Raw genomic sequence first — 25,549 nt, forward strand, 5'->3', positions numbered from 1 at the left:
CATATCGGCAACGGCAGCCGCCACAAGCGCGCACCCGACACATCCGGGTTTCGCATTGCCGCCGGCGGCCGGCCGCGTTATCTCAAGCGACCTATTGTGCCGGAGCCCACCATGCCTGAAATCGTCACCGCCGCCATGCTCGTCATCGGCGACGAAATCCTCTCCGGCCGCACCAAGGACAAGAACATCGGCCATCTCGCCGACATCATGACGGCGATCGGCATCGACCTAAAGGAAGTGCGCATCGTCCCCGATGAGGAGGACGAGATCGTTGCGGCGGTGAATGCCCTGCGCGCTCGTTATACCTACGTCTTTACCACCGGCGGCATCGGCCCCACGCATGACGATATCACCGCCGACTCGATCGCCAAGGCCTTCGGCGTGCCCTGCGAATACGACGCCAGGGCCTATGCGCTGCTCGAAGCAAGCTATGCCGGGCGTGGCATCGAATTCACCGAAGCGCGCAAGCGCATGGCGCGCATGCCGCGCGGCGCCGACCATATCGACAATCCCGTCTCGGTCGCGCCGGGCTTCCGCATCGGCAACGTCCATGTCATGGCCGGCGTGCCGTCGATCTTCCAGGCCATGCTCGACAATGTGGTGCCGACGCTCAAGGCAGGCACCAAAATGTTGTCGGCCACGGTGCACTGCCCCTTCGGCGAGGGCCTGATCGGCGGGCCGCTAGCCGAGATCCAGAAGGCGCATCCCGACACGATCATCGGCTCCTATCCCAAATATGGCGACGGCAAGTTCTGGACCGAACTCGTCGTCCGCGCCCGCAGCGAGGAAGCGCTCGAGGCCGCGCGCAAGGACGTCGAGGAGATGGTGGCGGGCTTGGCCAAGGCAGGCTGATCCGCGGCTGGAACCAGTCAATGCGCTGAGGCGTTCCCTTGCCGCGCAGATGCGCGGGGTAAACAATTGAGGGACCAGCCATGCGCTTCAAGACGATTGTGGCCATTTTGCAGAACGAACAGGACGCCGAGCGCGTGCTCGATTGCGCCCTTCCGCTTGCCGAAAGATTCGAGAGCCATCTCGTCGGCATCCATGCCGAGGCGCTTCCCGTGCCCTACACATCGGCCACGGGCTTTCCCGACACCGAATTCCTGCAGGTCTCGGCCGAGATGAACAAGGAGCGCGCCGACAAATTGCAGGCCTATTTCCTCAAGCGGATCGAGGAATCCGGCCTCTCCTTCGAATGGCGAAGCCTGGAGAGCTTTTCCGGCGACAGCGCGCTGACCGGCATATCGAGCGTGCGCGCCGCCGATCTGATCATCGCCGCGCAGCGTGACACCGGCGGCGATCCGAGCGCCGATGTCGACACGCTGGTCTACGATGCCGGCCGGCCGGTGCTGGTCGTGCCGCATGACGGCCCGCTGGTGACAACCTTCAGGCGTGTGTTGCTGGCCTGGAACGGCAGCAAGGAAGCGGCCCGCGCGGCCTTCGACGCCCTGCCCTTCATTGCCGAGGCCGACAAGACCGACATTCTCGTCATCGATCCGCCCGAGAGCCTGGACGAATCCCCCGAGGCGGCCGGCGCCGAGATCGCGGCCGCCCTGTCGCGCCACGGCGCCAATGTCAGCGTCTCGGTGCAGAAGTCGGATGGCTCGGCAATCGACGATATCATCCAGTCGAGGATAGCCGAGTCCGGCACCGACCTGCTCGTGCTCGGCGCCTACAGCCACTCCTGGCTGCGCCAACTCCTGTTCGGCGGCGTCACCCGCACGGTGCTGCGCAGCACGAATGTAGCCGCTTTCCTGTCGCGGTGACGCCGGAGCAATTCCGGGAAAAGCGCGACACGGTTTTCCGTCCGCGATGATATCTCAGTCACGCTCTCCAAACGGAGGTCCACCGGTCTCCCGCGGAAGATCGTCGGAAATTCAAGTCGAGGGTCGTCTCACCCGCCGTGGTCAAACATCATCCGGGGGCGTCCATCCGCTGTCCCTTGCCAAGAGCAAGGCTTTCCAGCTAATTCCGCCCGCATTCCATTGTTTCTGCGCGCTGATGGCGCGCGCTTGCGGAGTGCGCGAACATGTCCCTTCCCGAAAAAGCCTTTCCCGTCTCCTGGGACCAGTTCCACCGCGACGCCCGCGCGCTTTCCTGGCGGCTGTCCGGCGCCAACAAGGGACAATGGAAGGCGATCGTCTGCATCACGCGCGGCGGCCTGGTCCCCGCCGCCATCATCGCGCGCGAGCTCGGCATCCGCGTCATCGAGACGGTGTGCGTGGCCTCCTATCATGACTACACCAGCCAGGGTCAGCTGCAGGTCCTGAAGGAGATCTCGCCTCCGCTGCTCGCCGATGACGGAGCCGGCGTGCTGATCATCGACGACCTGACCGATACCGGCAAGACGGCCGGCATAGTGCGCGCGATGATGCCGAAGGCGCATTTCGCGACGGTCTATGCCAAGCCGAAGGGCCGTCCGCTGGTCGACACATTCGTCACTGAGGTCAGTCAGGACACCTGGATCTACTTCCCGTGGGACATGGGCTTCACTTACCAGAAGCCGATCGCGGACGATCACGCCGGCTGAACGGCCACCTTATTTTCCAGAGAATCTGCCTTAAACTTGGGTCGTCTAGTCGTGCCAAGGAGCACGACTACTTTGCGGGATTGACTTTTTCTGGTGAGATTTTCCGACGGAGTGAAGTTTTTTACTTTTAAAGCTCATAATTCGCCGTAAGATTCGTAAGGTGGCAAACGATTCTGGAGGCTGGGGCAGCTTCTTACCATGTTGACGAGGCCGACGACGCACAACCAGATGGCCGAAAGAGTCCGGCGGCTCTTCGGCGTTGCGCCTTGTCGCCTGCAGGTTGCCGCCTTGCCTTGGCGCGAGAGTGAGAACGGCGTCGAGATCATGCTGATCACCAGCCGCGACACCGGTCGCTGGGTGCTGCCCAAGGGTTGGCCCGAAGCTAGGGAACCGCTTTGCGAAGCCGCCGCCCGCGAAGCAGGCGAGGAAGCCGGACTGCGCGGCTCCATATCGCATGTTGAAGCCGGCCGCTATTTCTACGCCAAAGTCCTCGCCTCCGGCGAGGAAGTGCCTTGCGAGGTACTGGTCTTTCCGCTGCATGTCGACCGCGTCGCGGATCGCTGGAAAGAGAAGCGCGCGCGAACGCGCAAATGGGTTGGCCCGAACGAAGCCATCCGGATGGTCAACGAACCCGACCTTTGCCAGATCATTGCCGGCTTCTGCGCCGCGCCGCGCAAGTTCGCCTGACCCGCTCAGGCAAGGCCAAAATCGTCGGAACTGAGCCGGGTCCAACGATCGCCCATCAACCCGCCGATGAAAATGTCGCCGGAGCGGACAGCTTCGGTGACCTCGGCGATGCGCGAGCGGACCATCGTGCCCCCGGCATAGCGGAAGAAGACGTCCTTGTGGCCGAAGAGTTGCGGCATGAACCGGTTCTGCGTCTGCCCGGCAATGCCGACGCAGCCCATCTCCCGCGCAGCCGCGATGAGGCCGTCCAGTGTCGCTCCCCAGTGGGATCCGGACGCCTGGATTTGCAATAGGTTCGCGATGCCGCCGGCCTGGCCGTAGAAGGCGTAGCAGCCCAGCATCCTGCCCGTTTCGTCGTAAGTCCCGCCGAAATGAAGTGGCCCGTCGGCCCGCTTCTCGGCCGCCAGCGCGAGCAGCCGCGGCAACTCCTCGCCCTTCCAACTCGGCCGAAGGGAGTAATCGGTCATGAGGGCAGGCAGTTGCTCCGCAAATTGGGCAGCATCGATCGGCTCCCGGTGGACCCGTTGGGATAACGAATGCTGGGCCGATGGCTCGAACCTTCTTCCTGCAAGAGCGTCGAACGCTCTCGCGCAAGGATCGAGCGCCAGGCGAGGCAGCCCGGGCCATTTACGGCGCAGCACGGCAGCGGCCATGGCGCCCGGCCGGAAAATGCAGGTCCACTCCAGGCAATGCACCGGCAGCAGCTGATACTTCATCGGACGCGCGAACGCCAAGGATGTCCGGTTGGCGGAATCGGTCAGGTACAGGTCGAATTCACCCTGATGCAGGGCACGCAGCAATTGCGGGCCGGCCCAACCGTGATCGATGCTGGAGTCGGTCATGAAGGGACCGATGATGGCCGCGCTCAATGCCCTTCCATTGAGCTCATAGCGGGCTTTCAGAACGCCCATGAAGCCACCCAAGCGGCCCTGCGGGTTGATCTGGACAAGAGCCTTGCTCTCATCCCCGTCCAGGTAAAGCCCCCTCATATAGTCCGCCGTCTGCGCGATCGCTCGATCGCGCTGGCGGCGACGATGGCGAAACTTCATCAGGAACAGCGCGGCGACCTGCTCGAGATCCTCGGCGGTTAAAGGCCGAACCGAGCCATGCTGGGATTCCAGTGGCGCAACCACCGGACTCGCGGAAACAAGATTCATCGTGATTGCCTATACGAAGCGCTAAAGGCGGTCGTGCTTCTCAAAGGAAATCTCCGCCTGGTCGGCTTCCTGCAAAAAAATCCTATAGGCCTTCTTCTGCCATATCTGATTTTCTTTTCTGTAAATACATTAAAATCATTGTTTGAATGTACGTGAATAGCTAAAATCTAAAATATAATTTCCTAAAAATTTCAATATATATAAAGTAATTTGAAAAACATATTGAACCCCTCTAACCGCATGACGGGAGAGCGGTTGCAACCGTGTTGCGGCTGATGGCGCCCGGCGGAGGCCGGGCGCCGTCCTTTCCTCAGGCGACGAGGCCCTTGGTCAGCTCGAGCGCCTGACGCTCGAACAGCCGCCGGTAGATGCCGCCGTTCAGCCGGATCAGTTCGTCATGCGAACCTTCCTCGGCAATACGCCCGCGATCGAAGACCAGCAGCCGGTCGAGCGCGCGCACCGTCGAGAGCCGGTGCGCGATCACCAGGGTCGTGCGCCCGGCCATCAATCGCTCCATCGCCTTCTGAATCAGCACTTCCGATTCCGAATCAAGGCTCGATGTCGCCTCGTCCAGGATCAGGATGCGCGCGTCGGCCAGGAAGGCGCGGGCGATCGCCACACGTTGACGCTCGCCGCCCGACAACTTCACGCCACGCTCGCCGACCAGGGTTCCATAGCCCTTGGGCAGGCTGGTGATGAAATCATGCGCGCTCGCGAGTTTGGCCGCATGCTCGATCTCGGCCTGGCTGGCGCCGGGCCTGGCATAGGCGATGTTTTCGGCGAGCGACCGGTGGAACAGGATCGGCTCCTGCTGAACGATGGCGATCTGGCTGCGCAACGAAGCCTGCTCGACCTGCGAGATGTCCTGCCCGTCGATCAGTATCCGCCCGGCACTCACATCATAAAGCCGCTGGATCAGCTTGACGAAGGTCGTCTTGCCAGAGCCCGAATGCCCGACCAGCCCGATGCGCTCGCCGGCCGCGATATCGACCGAGAAATCGCGGTAAAGCGGCAGAAGGTGGGTGCCGTAGTGGAACGTCACCTTGTCGAAGGCGATGTGCCCGTCGCCGATCCGGATCGGGCGAGCGCCGGGCCGGTCCTCGATGCCGAGCGGCTCGGACTGGAAGTCGACCAGTTCCTCCATGTCGTTGATCGAGCGCTGCAGGTTGCGGATGTGCGTGCCGATGTCGCGCAGATAGCCCTGCAGCACAAAGAACGAGGTCAGCACGAAGGCGACGTCGCCGGCGCTCGCCTGGCCCCAGGTCCACAACATGAGGGCAAGACCGATCACCGCCGCCCGCATAGCCAGCAGCAGCACCCCTTGTGTGGTGCCGTTGGCGGTGCCGCGCATCCAGGTGCGGCCGGTGCGCAGGCGCCATTTGGCGACGACGCGCGCCAGCCGCGCTTCCTCGCGAGCCTCCGCGCCGAAGCCCTTGACGACGGCGTTGCAGCTCACCGCGTCTGCCAGCGAGCCGCCCAGCCGCGTATCCCAGCTGTTGGCGAGCCGTGCAGCAGGCGCGACATAGCCGAGCGACAGCATCGCCGTGACAGCGATGAACAGCACCGAACCGGCGGCCACCACGGCCCCCATCAACGGCCAGAACCAGCCGAGCAGCAGCGTCGATCCGACGAGCATGACGACCGACGGCAGCAGCGCGATCAGGATCGTGTCGTTGAGCAGGTCCAGCGCCCACATGCCGCGCGTTATCTTGCGCACCGTCGATCCGGCAAAGCTGTTGGCGTGCCAGTCCGTCGAAAAGCGCTGCACCCGATGGAAGGCATCGGCCGCGATGTCCGACATCATCTTCAGCGTCAACTCGACGATGCACAGGAATGCGACATTGCGCAGCACGACACCAGCCAGCGCCAGCGCCATCAGCATCAAGAACGCCGTCATCGCCGCATTCCAGGCGACTGCGTCGGTTCCGGCGCCGCTGGCGACGGCATCGACCAGGCGGCCGGAATAGAAGGGTGTCAGCACGTCGGCGAGCGTCGAGAGCAGGAAGGCGCCCATGATGAGCGAAAGCCGCCATGGCTGGCGGCGCCAATGGCTGAACGTAAAGCCAAGCACGCTGCGAAAGGCGCTTGCGCGCAGGTCGATCTTGAAACGAGCCATGATGTCATCCAGGCGCAAACGAGCCCGGTCCCGGTAAAAATCGAATTGGAAAACCCGCGTCCGCGCGTTGCGGCGACCCTGAAAGCGGGAGGTTCAGTATGGTAAGGCCGCCTGCCCTGAGGCGGCGACGGGCAGCGGCAGATGCCTGGTCCGCGTCTAGCTCTCCGAGAAACGCTCGGGGCGCCGGCGCCGACCTAGGCCTCGCGGCCTCGCATAACGATGTCAAATCCTGCCATACGGTCCTCCCGGAAGGGAATCGCGGAAAGGTTGTTATAGGCAGGCATCAGCCGATCGCCAAGTCGGCCCGTCGCCAAAACGACATCTGGTCCAAGCACTGCGACGAATTTGCAACAACGGCCGGTTGTGGCCGGGCCTCAGGCAGCGGGTGAGCGATCCAGTCGCATATAGCGCCCTTCCGCCCGGAATCCGAACTTCTGGTAAAGGCTGTGAGCGTCGCTGGTCGTGAGGCTCCAATGAGAGACGGACTTCATATCGGGATGATCGAGCAGTGCCTGCACAAGCCGTTTGCCGATGCCATGCCCACGACGCTCCGGCCAGACGATGACGTCGGCAAGATAGGCAAAGACCGTGTAGTCGGTGATCGCGCGGGCGAATCCGACCTGCTTGCCATCGAGATAGGCGCCGACGCAGAGCGAGTTGTCGAAGGCGCGGCGGTTGGCCTCATCAGTTCGCGACGCACCCCAATAGCTTTGCATGAGCAGATCGGAGGTTGCCCGGAAATCGATCCGCGACAGGTCGAAACTGATTTCAACATCCTGCATGCGCGGCGCAATCTGGCGGACTAGCCGCGGTCCCGGAACCGGTTGGTGATCGGATAACGGCGGTCGCGGCCGAAATTCTTCCGTGTGATCTTCACGCCGGGCGCCGCCTGGCGGCGCTTGTATTCGGCGATGTAGAGCAGGTGCTCGACGCGCGTCACCGTCGCCCGGTCGTGGCCGCGCGCGACGATGTCCTCGACGCTCATCTCGTTCTCCACCAGGCATTCCAGGATGTCGTCCAGCACCGGATAGGGCGGCAGGGAATCCTGGTCGGTCTGGTTCTCGCGCAGCTCCGCCGACGGCGCCTTGTCGATGATGTTCTTCGGGATGACCTCGCCGGACGGCCCAAGCGCGCCCGGCGGCACATGGTTGTTGCGCCAGCGCGACAGCGCGTAGACCTGCATCTTGTAGAGATCCTTGATCGGGTTGAAGCCGCCATTCATGTCGCCGTAAAGCGTGGCGTAGCCGACCGACATCTCGCTCTTGTTGCCCGTGGTGACCACCATCGAGCCGAACTTGTTGGAGATTGCCATCAGGATCGTGCCGCGGGCGCGGCTCTGCAGGTTCTCCTCGGTGATACCTTCCTGGGTACCCTCGAACAGCTGGGTCAGCGCGTGCCTGAAGCCTTCGACCGGCTCGGAGATCGGCACGATGTCATAGCGGCAGCCAAGCGCGCGCGCGCAGTCCTCGGCGTCCTTCAGCGAATCCTTCGACGTATAGCGGTAGGGCATCATGACGGTGCGCAGCCGCTCTTCGCCCAGCGCATCGACAGCCAAAGCGGCGCAGATCGCCGAGTCGATGCCGCCGGAGAGGCCGAGCACCACGTTCTTGAAACCGTTCTTGTTGACGTAGTCGCGCAGACCCAGCATGCAGGCCCGGTAGTCGGCCTCTTCGCGCTCGGGGATCTTCGACATCGGGCCTTCCGAGCAGACCCAATGATCGCCTTTCCGTTTCCAGGTGGTGACGGCGACCGCCTCCTCGAACTGGCTCATCTGGAAGGCCAGCGTCTTGTCGGCCCCGATGGCGAACGAGGCGCCGTCGAAGATCAGCTCGTCCTGGCCGCCGAGCTGGTTGGCATAGATCATCGGCAGGCCGGTCTCGATGACCTGGCGGATGACGACCTGGTGGCGAACGTCGATCTTGGCGCGATAGTAGGGGGAGCCGTTCGGCACCAGCAGGATCTCGGCGCCGCTTTCGGCCAGCGTCTCGCACACGGCGATGTCGCCCCAGATGTCCTCGCAGATCGGAATGCCGATGCGCACGCCGCGGAAGTTGACCGGACCCTGCAGTTCCGGCCCGGCCTGGAAGACGCGCTTCTCATCGAACTCGCCATAATTCGGCAGGTCGAGCTTGTAGCGCTCGGCGATGATCTTGCCGCCGTCGGCGAAGACGATCGAGTTATGCGTGCCGGTCCGGCGCTTCAGCGGCGTGCCGACGATGACGCCCGGCCCGCCATCGGCCGTGTCCTCGGCGAGGTCCTGCGCCGCCTTCTCGCAAGCCTTCAGGAAGGAAGGCTTCAGCACCAAATCTTCCGGCGGATAGCCGGCGAGGAAGAGCTCGGTGTAGAGCACCAGATCGGCGCCCTGGCGCGCCGCGTCCGCCCTCGCCTCGCGCGCTTTTGCCAGATTGCCGGCGACGTCGCCGACGGTCGGGTTGAGCTGGGCGACGGCAATGCGCAGGATATCGGGAGCGGTCTTGGTCATGGTACGGATTTAGCGTGGCTGAAATCGCCCCGCAATGGCGTTTGGTTGTGCCACTTAGGACTAATCGGCGGAGCCGATTATGTCCCTGATCGATTGAAGATCGTATCCTGACTAATCGGCGGCTCCGGCAGAGCCGACTATCTCCCTGATCGATCGACGGACGTCGATCGATCCCAACCACCTAGTCGCTCATATATTCGCGCAGCGCCTCTGCCGAGCGGTTCTCGCCGATCGACATCGCCAGGATGCGCGAGATGTGGCGGCGCGGCAGGCCGGTCTCGGCCGACCATTGGTTGATCTGCGCCTGGATCTTGTCGAGGTCCCGCTTCGAGGTCGGGTTTTCGGCGATGTCGAGGCCGGCATCGCGCAATGCCGCCGCCATGTCGGTGGAGACGACAAACGTGTCCCATTCGAGCCAGCGCAGGAAATACTGGCCGGTGTTGCCGCCGAGCCGGCTGCCATGCTTGGCGAGATACGCGGTCAGGCCGACCTGATCGTCCGCGGGCCAGGAGGCGATGAATTTGCCGAAGCTGCCATGTTCCTTCGAGACGCGATCGACGAAGGCGGCATTGTCGCGCACCGACTTGATCTTCTGCGGATTGCGCACGATGCGGCTGTCGGATGCAAGCTCGTGCCAGAAGTCGTCCGGCTGGAACAGAAGCCGCTTCGGCTCGAAGCCGAGGAACGCTTCCTCGAAACCTGGCCATTTCTGCTCGATCACCCGCCACACGAAGCCGGCGGCGAAAATGCGCTCGGCCATGGTTGAGAGGATGCGGTCGTCGGGGATCTTTGCCACCGCCATATTATCGGGCGCGGGGCCAAGCAACGGCGCCAGCACGGCCTCTCCGCCCTTGCGCTTTGCCGCCCGTGCATGGATTTTCTGGAAATCGAGCATCATTGTCCCCGCTTGTTCGCCGCAATCTATCACTTCACGTCCGGCCCGGCAGCCTCTACCTCTATCGACGCCCGGCCGAAGGAGAGGACAAATGAACAAGATCGTCGAGGACATGGCGAACCGTCTGCTCAAGCGAAAGCCGGACGGTTTCGGTCCGCTCGAGAGCCGCGTGCTCCAGTCGACGCTCGAGCGCACCACCATCACCCGCGACACCAACAAGGCCGTGGCCTTCCACGAGACCTATGGCGACCGTATTGCCGACACCATCGCCAGGATCGGCGGCTCCTGGTCCTTCATCCTGAGCTTCCTGGCCTTTCTTGTTGTCTGGACTGCCGGCAACGCCTGGCTGCTCACCCGCGACGCCTTCGACCCCTACCCTTTCATCTTCCTCAACCTTGTTCTGTCGATGCTGGCGGCTATCCAGGCGCCGGTGATCATGATGTCGCAGAACCGCCAGACCGAGCGCGACCGCATCGACGCCGCCCATGACTACGAGGTCAATCTGAAGGCCGAGATCGAGATCATGGCCCTGCATGAAAAACTCGACGAGCTTCGCCATAGCGAGATCATCGGCATGCGTGACGAAATCCTGCGCATGGCCGAGCAGATCAGGCGCATTGACGAAAAACTGTCCGCACGGCCCACAACGGAATGAGCGAGACCATCCACCGCCTCATCGAGCAATACGGGCTGATCGCGGTCTTCCTGGGTTGCGTGGCCGAAGGCGAAAGCGCGGCGATCCTGGGCGGCTTCTTCGCTCATCAGCATGTTTTCGTGCTGTGGCAGACTTTCTTTGCCGCCTTCCTCGGCGCCTTCGCCGGCGACACGTTCTTCTTCACCCTGGGGCGCAGCTTCGCCGAACATCGCTATGTGAGACTGTTGCGCAGGCGTCCGGGCTTCAGCCGAGCCTATCGCCTGCTCAACACCCATCCCAACATTTTCGTGCTGACTAACCGCTATATCTACGGCATGCGCCTGGTCGGCGGCGTCGCCGCCGGCCTGTCGACCGTGTCCATGCCGCGTTTCGTCATCCTGAATGCCATCTCGTCCGCGGTCTGGTCGGCCCTGTTCAGCGGCATCGGCTATGTCTTCGGCCTGGGCGCGGAGGAAATCGTGGGCCAGGCGTTTGCTCGCCATCAGCGCCTGCTCATCGCCCTCGGCGTCGGCATAGTTATCGCCGTGGTCGCCTGGTTGGTAGGCCATCACTTCGCGAAGCGCGAACGCGCCAGGGAAGACCAGGCAGGATCTTGATCAATCCGCGAGGATCAGATCGGCGCGCCGACAAGGCGTTCGATGAGGGCGATGCCCCAGACGCCGCCGGCGATCACGATCGAAATCAGCACGGCCAGCGAACCGCAGTCCTTCGCAAGTTGGATGTCGATGTGGAATTCGCGCGAGATTGCGTCGCAGGCCGCCTCGATGCCGGTGTTGAGCACTTCGACCATGATCAGGAGCAGCACAGCACCGATCAGCAGGGCATAGCCGCGCCAGGAAACCGAGATGAACCAGCCGGCCGGCAAGGCGAGCGCCAGCAACAGCAATTCCTGCTGGAACGCCTTTTCGTGGGCGGCCAACTTGCGGAAGGCCCGCACTGAATTGATGAAAGCATCGATCAGCCGCTGCATTCCTCTGCCCCTTTGCGAGTCACCGGCAGGGGATATCGCAATGGTGGGATCAAGGGAATAAGGCAGCCGCTGCAAAATTCATCCGCCCGCGACCTTTATCGACGGCGCCGATTTCTCGAACTGCGGCAACCCGTCCTCGATCGAATAATAATCGCCCTTGTCGCCGACGAAGATGTGGCATTCGCCCCGAAGCCCGCTCGGTTCCTCGAATGAACCAGCCATAACCGAAACATATGCATCGCCTTTCGGCTTCCAGAACAGCACCGAGCCGCATGTCTTGCAAAAGCCACGCTTGGCGAAGTCGGATGCCTCATACCAGGTGAGATTTTCCATGCCTTCGATAACGATGTCGGCGTCCGCTACATTGGTTGCGGCGTAGAAATGGCCGCTCTGCTTGCGGCATTGTGAACAATGGCAATAAATCACGCCGCGTAGCGGGCCCTTCGTTCTGAAACGCACCGCCCCGCACAGGCACGATCCGCTATGATTGTCGTCCATTCCGGCCTCCTTCGACGTCGTCTGCACCGTTCATTGCCGGATAGAATTCCAGTTTTGAGATCACCGGGCACCGGCAAATGCGACACCGAAGCGACGCGTTTCAGAAGCTGCCCCTGCACCGCTTTGCACCCTGTGGTAGCAAGGACAATGAGGAAATGCAGGCTATTAAGGAAACTTTAGCAGGACTGCATTTATCGTTCCCACAAGCGATGGTCGTGTTGGGGACGCGCCGTCGCAATTCTGATTCAAATCCCCGCGTGAGCGAACGCCGGCGGTGGCAGGTCTCCGGTCGCACTGAAGGGGCAGTGAACAGACATGAAGCCGGCAGCCATTCCGACCGACAGGAATACCGACATCGCCAGCACCGTCGTGACGACGATGCGACAGCTCGGCGTGCTTGGCCTGCCGCGTAACTATGAAATCTTCTACGAGGCGCTCAGCAGCAGCAATCGCGAACTCAGCCTTGCCGTCGTCTCGTTGAGCAACCGCCCGACCCAGGAAGATCTCGACCGCATCGGACGGAGCTTCTTCCCGCAGCACCACGGCCCCGCCATTGTCGAGCACGCCCGTGAGGTGGTCGCCAAGGAGCTCGAGGACATCGCCGCCCTGTTGCGCAGCGAGCGCTCGCATATCGAGAAGTATGGCCGCATCCTCGACGAGACCTCGAGCGGCCTGAGCAATCGCAGCCTGCTTTCGCAAGAACTCCTGCAGAAGATCGCAGGCGCGATGTCGGCCGCCACCAGCTCGACGATCGACCATGGCCGTCAGATCGCCAGCACGCTCAGCGAAAAGACAGCCGAGCTTGAAAGCGTCAAGTCGAAGCTCGAGGAATACAAGCGGCTCGCCGACACCGACCCGCTTACGCAGCTGTGGAACCGCCGCGCCTTCGACAAGGAGATCACCCGGATCTACAACAGCAACCGCGGCATATTGTTCAACGCCTTGATCCTTGCCGATATCGATCATTTCAAGGACATAAACGATCGCTATGGCCACCCGGTCGGCGACAGGATCCTGCAGATCATCGCCGAGATCTTCCAGTCCAGCGTGCGTGCCGACATATTTGTCGCGCGCACCGGCGGCGAGGAGTTCGCGCTTATCGTCGAAGGCGCCAGCGAGGAAGCCACATACGAGATCGCCGAGCGCATCCGCGCGCTAATCGAGCAGACACCGTTCACCAGCAGCCAGACCGGCATGAACTACGGCACCGTTACCGTATCGATGGGCATCTGCATGGCCTCGGAGGCGGAAAACCCCGAGGATCTCTACACCAAGGCCGACCAGGCGCTTTACCGCTCCAAGGTCGGCGGCCGCAACCGTGTGACAAAGCACTCGGCCACGGTCAGCCGGGCTGGCAAAAGCTGGCTGCTTTACAAGAAAGACTGACACACCCCTTTCCAGGCGAATTTTTGTGGATTATATTTTCCACAGAAATGAAAGGGTGCGCTTATGCAACGTCCAGTCGCGGCCGCGACGGCGGCCGAAAATGCCGTCGTCACCAAGGCCACGCTGCGCGCGGCCGACCTGCTCGATATCACCGCCAGGACGCTTGCCTTGGTCATCGGCGTGTCGGAAGCAACGGTCTCGCGCATGCGCCGGCAGGAATTCCTGCTTGAACGCGGCACCAAGCCGTTCGAATTGGCGGTGCTGTTCGTGCGCCTGTTCCGCTCGCTCGACGCCATCGTCGGCGGCGACGAGACAGTCGCCCGGGCGTGGCTGAAGAATCCCAACACCACGCTCGACGGCACGCCGCTCGAAAAAATCCTGACGATTGCCGGACTTGTCGATGTCATTGCCTACCTGGACTCCCGGCGCGCTCTCGTCTGAGGCCGTCCGGCTCGAAGGCAAGTACTGGCGGATGGTCGAGGCGCAGCACCGCGTCTCGACCCTTAAGCTCATCGACACGCTCGACGAGCAGGCGCTGCTTGAGGATCTCATCGAGGACACCAAGCCGCGGATCCCGCTTGAGTGCCGCCATCTCCACTATCTGTTGGCGACGCCTTTTCGCTACGGCTCCGTCTATCCGTACGGCTCCCGCTTCCGCCGCGCCGGCAAGACGAAAGGCGTCTACTACGCTGCCGAGACGGTGCTGACGGCGGTGGCGGAGATGGCCTTCTACCGCTTGCTGTTTTTTGCGGAGTCGCCGGCGACGCAATGGCCGAGCGACGCGGCGGAATACACCGCCTTCGCCGCCGCGATAAAATGCGACCGCGCGATCGACCTGACACGGCCGCCGCTCGATCGCGACGAACAGGCCTGGACGCAGCCCACCGACTACACCGCCTGCCAGGCGATCGCCGATGTCGCGCGTGAGGCCGAGCTGCAGGCGATCCGCTATCGCTCGGTGCGCGATCCCAAGGGCGTCAATATCGCGCTGTTGACGTGCAAGGGCTTTGCCAAGGCAAAACCGCTGGAGCCGCAGACCTGGCGCATCCGAATCGGCTCTTTCGGCCTTCAGGCGATCTGCGAATTCCCGGACAAGCGGCTGGAATTCTCACGCACCGCCTTTGCCGATCCCCGATTGGCCGGCATGCGCTGGGAGCGGGCCACCTGATATCGGCGATGAGCAGTATTGAGATTCAGCCGAGCAGAAGATCGTCATTCGCAGGCCGACCTCTCCTGAATATCGATACAGTTTAGGCCAGGATGTTGACGGCACGCGCCGCCACCAGCGCTATGGTCAGGAGCGAGATCATCGCTTCGGCCATCATCAGGAGCTTCGCGCGCTGCGTGAGCGGCAAGGTGTCGGTCGGCGAGAACGCCGTGGCATTGGTAAAAGCCAGGAAGACATAGTCGACGAAGCCCGGCAGCCAGCCCTGTATCTCGCGATCTGGTAGCGTCATTTGCGGAAACAGGAAGTCTGCCTGCGCGCGCTTGACCAGCCCGCAGGTCGGCGGGCCTCCCCGGTCAGTGCTCCAGAACCACAGCGCAAAGACAATCACATTGGTGACCCAGATGTTGAGCGCGTCGACGAGCAGCGTCGTGCCGGCCCCGGCATGCCCTTCCAGCAACGCCCGCACCAGGAAGGCCAGCGACCCGCAATTCATGATGCTGATGACGCCGGTCATCACCAATGCTGCGCGGCGGATATAGAGGCGCAATCGGCCGATCGCGTACCAATGCTCATGGTCGACGGCGTTGCGCGTCGCCATTTGCGTCCAGGCCGTCGCGATCGACAGGGGCGCCAGCAGCGCCGCCTCCACTGTAGGGGCCAGCCAGCGCGGACCGAACGACAGGTTGTTGATGACCAGAAGCTGCAGGCAGATGACGACGAGAACCGCGGCGCGCGCCGACCAGAAATCGAGGCCCCGGTGATGGATGACGGCATGCTGATGGCGCATAGAGGAACCTGTATTGCTAAAACCGCGGCGCTACGGACGGGCTCCGGCAATGATCGGCCGGCCGGTCCTGCCCGAAGCGCCGGCGACGGGTTCCATCGCAATCTTGGTTTTACAATGTTGCGGAAGAATACTTTTTCGTAAGCTTTTGCTATCGGACTGTTCAGCAATCCATCGGTATGATTTTAGGCCCGTATGTCGAGAACCAGTGAATCCGTGCATGTCTGGCCCGCCGCGGCTGCGGCGGAAGACGATCTGTCTTCCATCTGGAACGGTCTGGTCCGGCATCCATGGCGGTTACTGGCGCTTTTGTGCCTGATCCAGATCGCCTGCTGGACCGTCATGCCCGCGCTCGTCAACGTTGGGCCGCCGCGCGACGTCGTCGAGGGTTTCATGTGGGGACGCGAATGGGTGCTGCTGACCTACAAGCACCCGCAACTCCCCTGCTGGCTGCTCGAGATCAGCCACCTGCTCACCGGCTCGTTCCGCTGGCCGCAATATATGCTGTCGCAGTTGATGATCTCGACGACTTTCGTCCTGGTCTACCTTCTCGCGCGCGACATCATGGGCCCGACCCGGGCGATCGCCGCCGTGCTCTTGATGCCGTCGATCTATTTCTTCGGCTGGCCGACCCCGCAATTCAACCATGATTACGCGCAAATGCCGTTCTGGGCCGCAATCTCATGGTTGCTGTGGCGCTCGGCGCGCGACGGCCGTCCAGGCTGGTGGCTCGCCCTCGGCCTCGTCTCGGGCATCGGGCTCTACGCAAAGTTCTCGACGGCTCTGCTACTGGTGTTCGGTGGTATCTGGATTTTGTACGACGCCCGCGCTCGAAGCCGGCTTGCCACCCCATGGCCATGGCTCGGTCTTGCGGTTTTTCTGAGCCTCGCGGCGCCGCTGGCAATTGCGCTTTTCCGCCTCGATTTCCTGCCGCTGACCTATGCGGAGCATCGCAACGCCTGGGTGCTCGCTAACCGCGCACGGCTCTACTATATCGGCGTTCAGCTTGCAGGGCTTGCCGCTCTTCCCGCCGTTCTTGCTATTTCCGGCCTGCTGCGACGGCAGGCCGACCCCGCACAGGGCCCCTTACCGGCCCACCCCGCCCCCGAGCGCCGCGCGGTTGTCTACCTGGCATGGATGGGTCTGGGGCCGGCGCTCCTGATCATGGCCGCCTCGCTCTTTACCGGCACCGGCGAGTCCTGGGGCGCGACGATGTACAATCTCGTCGGCGCCCTGGCGATCGCGCTTCTGGGCCAGCGACTGGGACCTGTGGAATTGCGGCGGCTGATGGTGCTGGCCTTGTTATGCGTGGTCGGCATATCGAGCGCATATGCGATGACCCGCTGGACGGGTTGCAACGTCCTCGGTCGCCTGCAACCGATGTGCTGGCCGGCACGATCGATCTCGCAGACGGCCGAAGCGATCTGGCATGAGACGGTACCAGGACCACTGGGCATCGTCGGCGGCGAGGACGGCGTGGCTCAGCTTGCCGGGTTGGAAGCGGCGGACCAGCCGTCGATTTTCACGACGCTCGACAGGCGCCTTGCCCCCTGGATCACGGACCAGCGCCTGCGGGATCAGGGCCTGCTGCTGGTATGGCCGACCGGTTGGAGGCTCTCCCCGCAACAGCAGGCGTGGATCGCCGGCCTGCCGGTCAAGACCGTGCCGTTCGACTGGTCGCTCAAGGCACCGCCGCTGGAGATCAGCTTTGCCGTCATTCCGCCCGGCAGGACCAGTTTCCCGAGCGATCCGCCCGGACCGCCCGATCCGGAATGACCCGCGATCCGACTTGAAGTTTATCGGCCCGACGTCAAAAGGCGCCGGCATGGCTGCCAGCGCCTCCGACGATAGGCGTCAAGCCTCTGTTCAGGCGTTGGCGGCCTGCTTGTGCTGGACCGGATGGCTCTTCTTGAGCAGGTCCGAGACCAGGAAGGCGAGCTCGATCGCCTGATCGGCGTTGAGGCGCGGGTCGCAATGGGTGTGATAGCGGTCCTGCAGGTCTTCCGCCGTGATGGCGCGGGCGCCGCCCGTGCATTCGGTGACGTTCTTGCCGGTCATCTCTATATGGATGCCGCCCGGATGCGTGCCTTCCGCGCGATGAACTTCGAAGAAGGTCTGCACTTCCTTGAGGATGCGGTCGAACGGCCGCGTCTTGTAGCCGGCCGCCTCGATCGTGTTGCCATGCATCGGATCCGACGACCAGACAACGTTGCGGCCTTCCTTCTTAACTGCCCGCACCAGCTTCGGCAGATGCTCGGCGACCTTGTCGGAGCCGAAGCGCGCGATCAGCGTCAGACGGCCCGGCTCGTTTTCGGGATTGAGCAGGTCGATCAATTCCATCAAGCCGTCCGGCGTCAGCGACGGCCCGCATTTCAGGCCGAGCGGATTCTTGATGCCGCGGCAATATTCGATATGCGCGTGATCGGGCTGGCGGGTGCGATCGCCAATCCAGATCATGTGGCCGGAGGTCGCGTACCAGTCGCCGGAGGTCGAATCGACGCGCGTCAGCGCTTCCTCATAGCCGAGCAGCAGCGCCTCGTGGCTGGTGTAGAAATCCGTCTCGCGCAGCGCGAAATTGGTTTCGGACGTGATGCCCACCGCGCGCATGAAATCCATCGTCTCGGTGATGCGGTTGGCGAGCGATTCGTATTTTTCTCCCTGCGGGCTGTCGGCGACGAAGCCCAGCATCCAGCGATGCACGTTCTCAAGGCTGGCATAGCCACCCTGCGCGAAGGCGCGCAGAAGGTTGAGCGTCGCGGCGGACTGGCGATACGCCATCTCCTGGCGCGCCGGATCCGGAATGCGCGAGGAGGCGTCGAATTCGATACCGTTGATGATGTCGCCGCGGTAGCTCGGCAGCGTCATGCCGGCCTTGGTCTCGTTGTCGGACGAGCGCGGCTTTGCGAACTGGCCAGCGACGCGGCCGACCTTCACCACCGGCTGCGCGCCGGCGAAGGTAAGCACCACCGACATCTGCAGGAAGACGCGGAAGAAGTCGCGGATGTTGTCGGCGCCATGCTCGGCAAAGCTCTCGGCGCAGTCACCGCCCTGGAGCAGGAAGGCTTCGCCGGCGGCGACCGCCGCCAGCTGCTTCTTCAGCTTACGCGCCTCGCCGGCAAAGACCAGCGGCGGATAGGTCGCAAGCCGCGCTTCCGTGGCTTGCAAAGCCCCAAGATCCGGGTAGGCCGGGACCTGCTTGATCGGCTTTGCTCTCCACGAATTCGGCGACCATTTCGTCATCGCTGCACCCAACGCCCTTCCAGAGCAACTCCAGGAAAGTGTAACGGCTTTCCGTCCGGAATTGCGTCAAATAAACCGGCGAGCGTGCTTGCCCGCCATTCCAGCCTCGATACGAGGTCGCGGCTCCTTACACGAAGCCGATTACCTATTCTAGCCGGGTTTTTCAGTGGTGGCGAATGCGTTGAGCTGCTCGGCTTCCAATGTAGACGTCGTTACGCGGCCTTGTCGACGAGCCGCGCCAGTTGCGTCATCACCACGGCCGAGCCGGCGAGCCGCTTCTCCGCGTTCGGCCAGTCGCGGATGAAAACGACGCTATGGTCGGCCCTGATCTTGGCCAGCGATCCCTGCTCGCCGATGAACTTGACCAGCCCGACCGGATTGGGGAACTCGCGCTTGCGGAAATGAATGACGACGCCCTTGGGCCCGGCATCGAGCTTCTCGACATTGGCCTTGCGGCAGAGCGCCTTGATGAAGACGATCTTCAACAGGTGCGTCACCTCTTCCGGCAAAGGCCCGAAACGGTCGATCAGCTCGGCGCCGAAGCCGTCGATCTCCTCGGTGGTTTCGAGGTCGCCAAGGCGTCGGTAGAGCGCCATGCGGAGCTGCAGGTCGGGCACATAGCTTTCCGGGATCATCACGGCGGTGCCGACGGCGATCTGCGGCGACCAGCCGCCGTCCTGCGCCTCGCCGGTATCCTTCACCTCGGCCACCGCCTCTTCCAGCATCTGCTGGTAGAGCTCGAAGCCGACCTCCTTGATATGGCCGGACTGCTCTTCGCCCAGAAGATTGCCGGCGCCACGGATGTCGAGGTCGTGGCTGGCGAGCTGGAACCCTGCGCCGAGTGTGTCGAGCGACTGCAGCACCTTCAGCCTGCGCTCGGCCGTATCGGTGAGCTTGCGGTTCGCCGGCAGCGTGAACAGCGCATAGGCGCGCACCTTCGAACGGCCGACGCGGCCGCGCAACTGATAAAGCTGCGCGAGGCCGAACATGTCGGCGCGATGGATGATCAGCGTGTTTGCGGTCGGGATATCGAGCCCGGATTCGACGATGGTGGTCGACAGGAGCACGTCATACTGACCGTCGTAGAAAGCGTTCATGATGTCGTCGAGCTCGCCCGGCGGCATCTGGCCATGCGCCACCGCCACTTTCAGCTCCGGCACGGATTCCCTCAGGAAATCCTGGATTTCGGCCAGGTCGCTAATACGCGGCACGACATAGAAGGAATGGCCGCCGCGATAGCGTTCGCGCAGCAGTGTCTCGCGGATGACCAGCGGATCGAAGGGTGAGATGAAGGTGCGCACCGCCATGCGGTCGACCGGCGGCGTGGCGATCAGCGAGAGCTCGCGAACGCCGGTCAGCGCCAGTTGCAGCGTGCGCGGGATCGGCGTCGCCGACAGCGTCAGCACATGCACGTCGGACTTGAGATCCTTCAGCCGCTCCTTGTGCTTGACGCCGAAATGTTGCTCCTCGTCGATGATCAGCAGGCCGAGGCGCTTGAACGAGATCGAGCTGCCAAGCAGCGCGTGCGTGCCGACGACGATGTCGACCGTGCCTTCGGCGATGCCCTTCTTGGTCTCCGCCAATTCTTTTGAACCAACCAGGCGCGACGCCTGCGCAATGCGGATCGGCAGGCCCGAAAAGCGCTGCGAGAAGGTTTTGAAGTGCTGCCGCGACAACAACGTCGTCGGCACCACGACCGCGACCTGGAACCCCTCCATGGCCGCTATGAAGGCGGCGCGCAACGCAACTTCCGTCTTGCCGAAACCGACGTCGCCGCAGATCAGCCGGTCCATCGGTTTGCCGGCGCCGAGATCATCCAGGACGGAATCGATCGCCGTCTGCTGGTCGTCGGTCTCCTCATAGGGGAAACGGGCGGCGAACTCGCCATAAAGCCCTTCCGCCGGGATCATGGAGGGCGCTGCACGCATCTGCCGCTCGGCGGCGATGCGGATCAATTGCCCGGCCATATCGAGCAGACGCCGCTTCAGCCGTGCCTTGCGCGCCTGCCAGGCGCCGCCGCCCAGCTTGTCGAGCGTCGCCTCAGCCGAATCCGAGCCATAGCGCGACAGAAGCTCGATGTTTTCCACCGGCAGGAACAGGCGATCGTCGCCGGCGTAGTGGATTTCGAGACAGTCATGCGGCGCGCCGAGCGCTTCGATGGTGCGCAAGCCGATGAAGCGGCCTATGCCATGGTCGGCATGGACGACGATGTCGCCTGCCGACAGCGACGAGGCTTCGGCTATGAAATCGGAGGCCTTCTTCTTGCGCTTGGAACGCCGAATGAGCCTGTCGCCGAGGATGTCCTGCTCGGCGACGACGACCAGATCGTCGGTCTCAAAGCCGGATTCGAGCGGCAGCACGGCAAGGCCCGCCTGCCCCGGCTCTAGCTTTTCGACCTCGGCCAGCGTCGCGACAGGTTTCAGATTACTGAGATGGTGCTCCGCGAGAATTTGCCCGAGCCGGTCGAGCGAGCCTTCAGTCCAGCCGGCGACGACGACGCGGCGACGCGCCGCGCGCTCGTCGGCAATGTGCTTCACGACGACGTCGAAGACGTTGATGTTGGGATCGGCGCGCTCCTCGGCAAAGCTGCGGCCTTGCCGCGAGCCGCCATGGAAGACTTTTTTGCCGCCGACGTCGGGGGCGTCGAAGACGGTGAAGTCTATGTCCTCGCGCGGTCCGAGCGACGCCTTGAGGTTTTCGGGCGAGAGATACAGCAGATCCGGCGCCACCGGCTTGTAAGGTACGGCATCCTTGAGCGCGCTGTCGGCCTGCTTCCGCCGCGCCTCGTAATGGTCGAGGATCAGCGTGTGGCGCTCGGCCAAGGCCTCATGTGCCAGATGGTCGAACACGACGGGCGCGTCCGGCAGATAGTCGAACACGGTCTCCAGCCGCTCGTAGAAGAAGGGCAGCCAGTGCTCCATGCCGGCGAAGCGGCGGCCTTCGCTGACCGCCGCGTAGAGCGCGTCGTCGCGCGACGGCGCGCCGAAGGCCTCGATATAGGACCGGCGAAAGCGGCTGATCGTTTCCGGTGTCAGCGCCACCTCGCTCATCGCTTGCAGCGACATCGACTTGCGCTGCCCGGTGGTGCGCTGCGTCGCGACGTCGAAGACGCGGATCGATTCCAGCGTGTCGCCGAAGAAGTCGAGCCTGAGCGCCTCGCTCCAGCCGGGCGCGAAAAGGTCGAGGATGCCGCCGCGCACCGCGAATTCACCAAGCCCGCGAACGGTCGGCACGCGCTCGAAGCCGGAGGTCTCCAGCCGCGCGATCAACGCATTCATGTCGATCTGGTTGCCGGGCTTGGCGTGGAAAGTCTGAGCTTCGATCAGCTCGGCCGGCGGGATGCGCTGCAGCAACGCATTGGCGGTGGTGAGGATCACCGCGCGATGCGGTTTCTTGGCCAGCGCGATCATGGCCGAAAGCGCGTCGAGCCGACGCGCCGCGGCATCTGCGCCGGGCGAAACGCGGTCGTAAGGCAGGCAGTCCCAGGCCGGCAGCTCCAGCACCGGTAGGCCGGGCGCGGCAAAGGCGAGCGCCTCGATGATCGCCGGCAGCCGCTGGCCGTCGCGCGCGACGAACAGCAGCGGCTTGTCGGGCGCGATCTCCTGCGCCGTCCGCACCAGGGCGAAGGCTTCGTAGCCGTCGGCGACGCCGTCGACGATGAACTGGCCGGCGCGGCCCTTGGGCAGGCCAATGGAAGGAATGAGGGTCATGGATATGCGTTTTTCAAAATGTCATGGTCCGACGCGACGCCAGGATCTTCCGCAGAACCGCGCAGTCGATATCGGGCGAAACTGGGCGCTCGCCGGTGACCATCGGGAAAAATTCGGTGTCGGGAATTTCGAGAAGTCTCTCATATTGGTCGATTTCATCGCCGGTCAAGGCGCCGATCTCGGCGTCGGCGAAGGAACCGAGGATCAGGTCCATCTCGCGCATGCCGCGATGCCAGGAGCGGAACAGGAGCTTGCGGCGGCGCGCGTCCAACCCCTCGCTTGATCGCTGTGTTCCGGTCATGGCGCCGCATCCCTGTCCAAAGCGGCGCATATAGCGTGGATAGAGAGCGGTGTCAGCCTTTGCGCTGCCCTCGTCGCGACATAAGCTGACACGATGCGTCCCACCGTCCTCGATCCCTTGTTCGTTCCGATCACTTCGCTTGCTGGCGTCGGCCCGAAGGTCGGATTGCTGATCGAGCGTGTCGTGCCGGCCGACCTCGGCGATCGCGCTGCGCGCGCGGCCGACCTTCTGTTCGTGCTGCCCAACACCGTCATCGACCGCCGCAACCGGCCTGGCATCGCGCTGTCGGCCGAGGGCCAGATCGTCACGCTCGAGGTGCGCGTCGACCGCCATCAGCCGCCGCCGCGCGGCAACAGGTCGGTGCCGTACAGGGTTTACGCCCATGACGACACCGGCGAGGTCGCACTGACCTTCTTCCATGCCCATGCCGCCTATTTGCAGAAAATGCTTCCTGAGGGCGAGCGTGTGGTGATCTCGGGCCGCATGGAGTGGTTCAACGGCCGCCCGACGATGGTCCATCCCGACCACATCGCGCCGATCGACGAGGCCGAGGGCCTACCGTTGGTCGAGCCGGTCTATCCGCTCACCGCCGGCCTCTCGGCAAAGGTGCTGCGCCGCGCCATCGGACAGGCGCTTGGCCGCCTGCCAGAACTGCCGGAGTGGCAGGACGACGCCTTTATGCGCCGCCACACCTTCCCGATCTTCGGCGACGCGCTCGCCCGCATTCATAATCCGAAGGATCCGATCGACGTTGCCGTCGAAGGTTCGGCCTGGCGCCGTCTTGCTTACGATGAATTGCTCGCCGGGCAGGTTTCGCTGGCGCTGGTCCGTTCCAGAATCCGCCGTCTCTCGGGTCGGCCGCTTACCGGCGACGGCAGCATCGTCGAGAAATTGCGAGCTGCCCTGCCCTACAAGCTCACCACCAGCCAGGAATTCGCGCTCGGCGAAATCAACGCAGACCTCGCCGATGCCGAGCGCATGCTGCGCCTGCTGCAGGGCGATGTCGGCTCAGGCAAGACGGTGGTGGCGCTGCTCGCCATGGCGCGCGCGGTCGAGGCCGGCGGCCAGGCGGCCCTGATGGCGCCGACCGAGATCCTGGCGCGCCAGCATCTGGCGACGATCGCACCGCTGGCGGAAAAAGCCGGCCTGCGCCTCGCTATCCTGACCGGGCGCGAGAAGGGCCGCGAACGCACGGAGACGCTTGCAGGTCTTGCCGGCGGCGCGATCGACATCGTCGTCGGCACGCATGCGCTGTTCCAGGAAAGCGTGACGTTCCACGACTTGGTGCTTGCCGTCGTCGACGAGCAGCACCGCTTCGGCGTTCATCAGCGTCTCGCCATCACCGCCAAGGGCGATGCGCCCGATATGCTGGTGATGACGGCAACGCCCATCCCGCGCACGCTGGTGCTGACCGCCTTCGGCGACATGGACGTCTCGAAGCTCACCGAAAAACCGGCCGGCCGGCAGCCGATCCGCACCGTCACCTTGCCGATGGAGCGGCTGGATGAACTGGTCGGACGCATGCTCGATGCCGTCGCCGATGGCCAGAAAATCTACTGGATCTGCCCGCTGGTCGAGGAATCCGAAGAGATCAAGCTGATGTCGGCGGAGGACCGCTTTGCTTCGCTGAAACCGCTCTTCGGCGACCGGATCGGTCTCGTGCACGGCCGCATGAAGGGTGCGGAAAAGGACGAGGCGATGCGCGCCTTTAAGCAGGGAGAAACGCGCATCCTCATCGCCACCACCGTGATCGAGGTCGGCGTCGACGTGCCCGACGCCACGATCATGGTGATCGAGCATGCCGAACGCTTCGGCCTTGCCCAGTTGCACCAGTTGCGCGGCCGGGTCGGGCGCGGCGACAAGCCGTCATCCTGCGTCCTGCTCTACAAGGAGCCGCTCGGCGAGACGGCCAAACGCCGGCTCTCGGTGATGCGCGAGACAGAGGACGGCTTCAAGATCGCCGAGGAGGACCTGAAACTGCGCGGCGAAGGTGAGTTGCTGGGCACCCGCCAGTCCGGCACACCAGGCTTCCAGGTGGCGCGCCTCGAACTCCATGCCGATCTGCTCGAAGCCGCGCGCGACGACGCACGCCTGATCCTGTCGCGCGACCCGGAATTGCAGTCCGAACGCGGCGGGGCGCTGCGGCTGCTGCTTTATCTGTTCGGCCGCGATGAGGCGGTGCGGCTGCTGCGCGCCGGCTGAGCGGCGCCAATCGCCGGGTTGGCGAGGCCGCCTTCGACGGGCTCGCCGTTCAGCGTCACCAGCTTGGCCTTGACCTCCGGCGCCACCATGCCGGCCGAAACGATCAGCTTGGCGCCGTCCTCGATCGACATGTCGAGCGGCACGATCTCGGATTTGTGCACATACATCAGGAAACCGGTGGTCGGATTGGGCGTGCAGGGCATGAACACCGCAATCAGCGGATCGCCTTCCTGATCGAGCTTCTGGTTGATCTCGGTTTCCTTGTCGCTGGCGACGAAGACCAGCGACCAGACGCCCTTTCTCGGATATTCGACCAACCCGACCTGGCGGAACATGTCGCCCTTGTTCGACAGCACCGTCTCGAAAATCTGCTTCAGCGAGCCATAGATGCCACGCACCAGCGGCATGCGGCCAAGCAGCCGCTCGCCGAAATTGACAATGGCGCGGCCGACGATGTTCGCCGTCAGGAAACCGATCAGCGTGATCAGCACCAGCGCCACGATCAGCCCGAAGCCCGGAACCGGGAACGGCAGATAGGTATCGGGATTGTAGCGGGCTGGAATATAGGGTTTTACCCAGGAATCGACCCAGCCGATAAGCGACCAGGCGATATAGACCGTGATCGCCAGCGGCGCGCAGACGATGAAGCCGGTCAGGAAATAATTCCTTAGCCGGGTCATGCCAGAGGTCTTCAGGGCGTCGGACATGGGTTCACCGCGGCGCAGGTTGCAACGCTGAGATTAGTGAACCGCGAGCCGGTTTGGAACT

Annotated in this window: 23 protein-coding genes; 11 read left to right on the top strand and 12 right to left on the bottom strand. The window is 63.4% G+C overall.

The genetic code is table 11. The features are described 5' to 3' along the window. Positions 1 to 111 precede the first annotated feature (111 nt). The 4 genes from LB523_RS10760 to LB523_RS10775 all read left to right on the top strand — a co-directional run bounded on the left by LB523_RS10760 (position 112) and on the right by LB523_RS10775 (position 3,217). Positions 112 to 852, top strand: a complete 741-nt coding sequence (locus LB523_RS10760) for a competence/damage-inducible protein A (RefSeq protein WP_224602633.1) — start codon at positions 112 to 114, stop codon at positions 850 to 852. An 80-nt stretch (positions 853 to 932) separates the two neighbouring features. Beyond that, on the top strand, positions 933 to 1,766 hold the full coding sequence (locus LB523_RS10765) for a universal stress protein (protein ID WP_224602635.1): 834 nt from the start codon (positions 933 to 935) through the stop codon (positions 1,764 to 1,766). A 263-nt stretch (positions 1,767 to 2,029) separates the two neighbouring features. Continuing rightward, complete coding sequence (gpt, locus tag LB523_RS10770; protein ID WP_095765134.1) at positions 2,030 to 2,530, top strand: xanthine phosphoribosyltransferase; 501 nt, start codon at positions 2,030 to 2,032, stop codon at positions 2,528 to 2,530. 198 nt (positions 2,531 to 2,728) lie between these two features. Beyond that, a complete protein-coding gene (locus LB523_RS10775) occupies positions 2,729 to 3,217 on the top strand; it encodes an NUDIX hydrolase (RefSeq protein WP_224525466.1) in 489 nt (162 codons plus the stop codon). Positions 3,218 to 3,222: 5 nt separating this feature from the next. Here LB523_RS10775 and LB523_RS10780 read toward each other — a convergent pair whose 3' ends face one another. The 5 genes from LB523_RS10780 to LB523_RS10800 form a co-directional block, all read right to left on the bottom strand. After that, complete coding sequence (locus LB523_RS10780; RefSeq protein ID WP_224602637.1) at positions 3,223 to 4,374, bottom strand: hypothetical protein; 1,152 nt, start codon at positions 4,372 to 4,374, stop codon at positions 3,223 to 3,225. A gap of 310 nt (positions 4,375 to 4,684) precedes the next feature. Continuing rightward, complete coding sequence (locus LB523_RS10785; RefSeq protein WP_224602639.1) at positions 4,685 to 6,490, bottom strand: ABC transporter ATP-binding protein; 1,806 nt, start codon at positions 6,488 to 6,490, stop codon at positions 4,685 to 4,687. A gap of 374 nt (positions 6,491 to 6,864) precedes the next feature. After that, positions 6,865 to 7,272, bottom strand: coding sequence for a GNAT family N-acetyltransferase (locus tag LB523_RS10790; protein WP_224602641.1), 408 nt, complete (start codon positions 7,270 to 7,272; stop codon positions 6,865 to 6,867). 20 nt (positions 7,273 to 7,292) lie between these two features. After that, a complete protein-coding gene (locus LB523_RS10795) occupies positions 7,293 to 8,972 on the bottom strand; it encodes an NAD+ synthase (protein ID WP_224602642.1) in 1,680 nt (559 codons plus the stop codon). 181 nt (positions 8,973 to 9,153) lie between these two features. After that, the gene (locus LB523_RS10800; RefSeq protein ID WP_224602823.1) at positions 9,154 to 9,867 is read right to left on the bottom strand and encodes a DNA-3-methyladenine glycosylase I; all 714 of its coding nucleotides are present in this window, start codon (positions 9,865 to 9,867) and stop codon (positions 9,154 to 9,156) included. A gap of 91 nt (positions 9,868 to 9,958) precedes the next feature. On the opposite strand from LB523_RS10800, the gene LB523_RS10805 reads away from it, so the two are divergent. Beyond that, positions 9,959 to 10,522 (top strand): DUF1003 domain-containing protein, encoded by a 564-nt coding sequence (locus tag LB523_RS10805; RefSeq protein ID WP_224602644.1) that lies wholly within the window; start codon positions 9,959 to 9,961, stop codon positions 10,520 to 10,522. Further along, a complete protein-coding gene (locus LB523_RS10810; RefSeq protein ID WP_140840291.1) occupies positions 10,519 to 11,118 on the top strand; it encodes a DedA family protein in 600 nt (199 codons plus the stop codon). Before LB523_RS10805 ends, LB523_RS10810 begins: the two co-directional genes overlap by 4 nt. 14 nt (positions 11,119 to 11,132) lie before the next feature. Here LB523_RS10810 and LB523_RS10815 read toward each other — a convergent pair whose 3' ends face one another. Together LB523_RS10815 and LB523_RS10820 are read right to left on the bottom strand one after the other, a co-directional pair. Next, positions 11,133 to 11,492 carry a diacylglycerol kinase gene (locus LB523_RS10815; protein ID WP_095765126.1) on the bottom strand — a complete coding sequence of 120 codons (360 nt, stop codon included), beginning with the start codon at positions 11,490 to 11,492 and terminating at the stop codon, positions 11,133 to 11,135. A 78-nt stretch (positions 11,493 to 11,570) separates the two neighbouring features. Further along, complete coding sequence (locus tag LB523_RS10820) at positions 11,571 to 11,990, bottom strand: GFA family protein (RefSeq protein ID WP_224543771.1); 420 nt, start codon at positions 11,988 to 11,990, stop codon at positions 11,571 to 11,573. Positions 11,991 to 12,305: 315 nt separating this feature from the next. Here LB523_RS10820 and LB523_RS10825 point away from each other — a divergent pair, with 315 nt between their 5' ends. The 3 genes from LB523_RS10825 to LB523_RS10835 all read left to right on the top strand — a co-directional run bounded on the left by LB523_RS10825 (position 12,306) and on the right by LB523_RS10835 (position 14,544). Next, complete coding sequence (locus tag LB523_RS10825) at positions 12,306 to 13,376, top strand: GGDEF domain-containing protein (RefSeq protein ID WP_224543770.1); 1,071 nt, start codon at positions 12,306 to 12,308, stop codon at positions 13,374 to 13,376. 63 nt (positions 13,377 to 13,439) lie between these two features. Continuing rightward, complete coding sequence (locus LB523_RS10830; protein ID WP_140840295.1) at positions 13,440 to 13,817, top strand: antitoxin Xre/MbcA/ParS toxin-binding domain-containing protein; 378 nt, start codon at positions 13,440 to 13,442, stop codon at positions 13,815 to 13,817. After that, positions 13,777 to 14,544, top strand: a complete 768-nt coding sequence (locus LB523_RS10835; protein WP_224602646.1) for an RES family NAD+ phosphorylase — start codon at positions 13,777 to 13,779, stop codon at positions 14,542 to 14,544. The genes LB523_RS10830 and LB523_RS10835 overlap by 41 nt, the downstream gene beginning before the upstream one ends. A gap of 82 nt (positions 14,545 to 14,626) precedes the next feature. Here LB523_RS10835 and LB523_RS10840 read toward each other — a convergent pair whose 3' ends face one another. Next, on the bottom strand, positions 14,627 to 15,331 hold the full coding sequence (locus LB523_RS10840; protein WP_095765123.1) for a hypothetical protein: 705 nt from the start codon (positions 15,329 to 15,331) through the stop codon (positions 14,627 to 14,629). 192 nt (positions 15,332 to 15,523) lie between these two features. Between LB523_RS10840 and LB523_RS10845 the strand changes: the two genes are divergently transcribed. Continuing rightward, positions 15,524 to 17,104: an ArnT family glycosyltransferase gene (locus tag LB523_RS10845; protein WP_224602648.1), complete on the top strand. Its 1,581-nt coding sequence runs from the start codon at positions 15,524 to 15,526 to the stop codon at positions 17,102 to 17,104. A 90-nt stretch (positions 17,105 to 17,194) separates the two neighbouring features. Here the strand turns inward: LB523_RS10845 and LB523_RS10850 are convergent, their stop codons facing one another. The 3 genes from LB523_RS10850 to LB523_RS10860 form a co-directional block, all read right to left on the bottom strand. Further along, positions 17,195 to 18,568 carry a class II 3-deoxy-7-phosphoheptulonate synthase gene (locus LB523_RS10850; protein WP_224602650.1) on the bottom strand — a complete coding sequence of 458 codons (1,374 nt, stop codon included), beginning with the start codon at positions 18,566 to 18,568 and terminating at the stop codon, positions 17,195 to 17,197. Positions 18,569 to 18,780: 212 nt separating this feature from the next. Further along, positions 18,781 to 22,278 carry a transcription-repair coupling factor gene (gene mfd, locus LB523_RS10855; RefSeq protein WP_224602652.1) on the bottom strand — a complete coding sequence of 1,166 codons (3,498 nt, stop codon included), beginning with the start codon at positions 22,276 to 22,278 and terminating at the stop codon, positions 18,781 to 18,783. 13 nt (positions 22,279 to 22,291) lie between these two features. After that, on the bottom strand, positions 22,292 to 22,579 hold the full coding sequence (locus LB523_RS10860; protein WP_140840305.1) for a succinate dehydrogenase assembly factor 2: 288 nt from the start codon (positions 22,577 to 22,579) through the stop codon (positions 22,292 to 22,294). Positions 22,580 to 22,672: 93 nt separating this feature from the next. Between LB523_RS10860 and recG the strand changes: the two genes are divergently transcribed. Next, positions 22,673 to 24,781 carry an ATP-dependent DNA helicase RecG gene (recG, locus tag LB523_RS10865; RefSeq protein ID WP_224602654.1) on the top strand — a complete coding sequence of 703 codons (2,109 nt, stop codon included), beginning with the start codon at positions 22,673 to 22,675 and terminating at the stop codon, positions 24,779 to 24,781. Here recG and LB523_RS10870 read toward each other — a convergent pair. Next, positions 24,733 to 25,488: a DUF502 domain-containing protein gene (locus LB523_RS10870; RefSeq protein ID WP_224602655.1), complete on the bottom strand. Its 756-nt coding sequence runs from the start codon at positions 25,486 to 25,488 to the stop codon at positions 24,733 to 24,735. The genes recG and LB523_RS10870 overlap by 49 nt on opposite strands. Positions 25,489 to 25,549: the final 61 nt, after the last annotated feature.

It is taken from the genome of Mesorhizobium sp. ESP-6-4 (assembly GCF_020164735.1).
Lineage (GTDB): Bacteria > Pseudomonadota > Alphaproteobacteria > Rhizobiales > Rhizobiaceae > Mesorhizobium.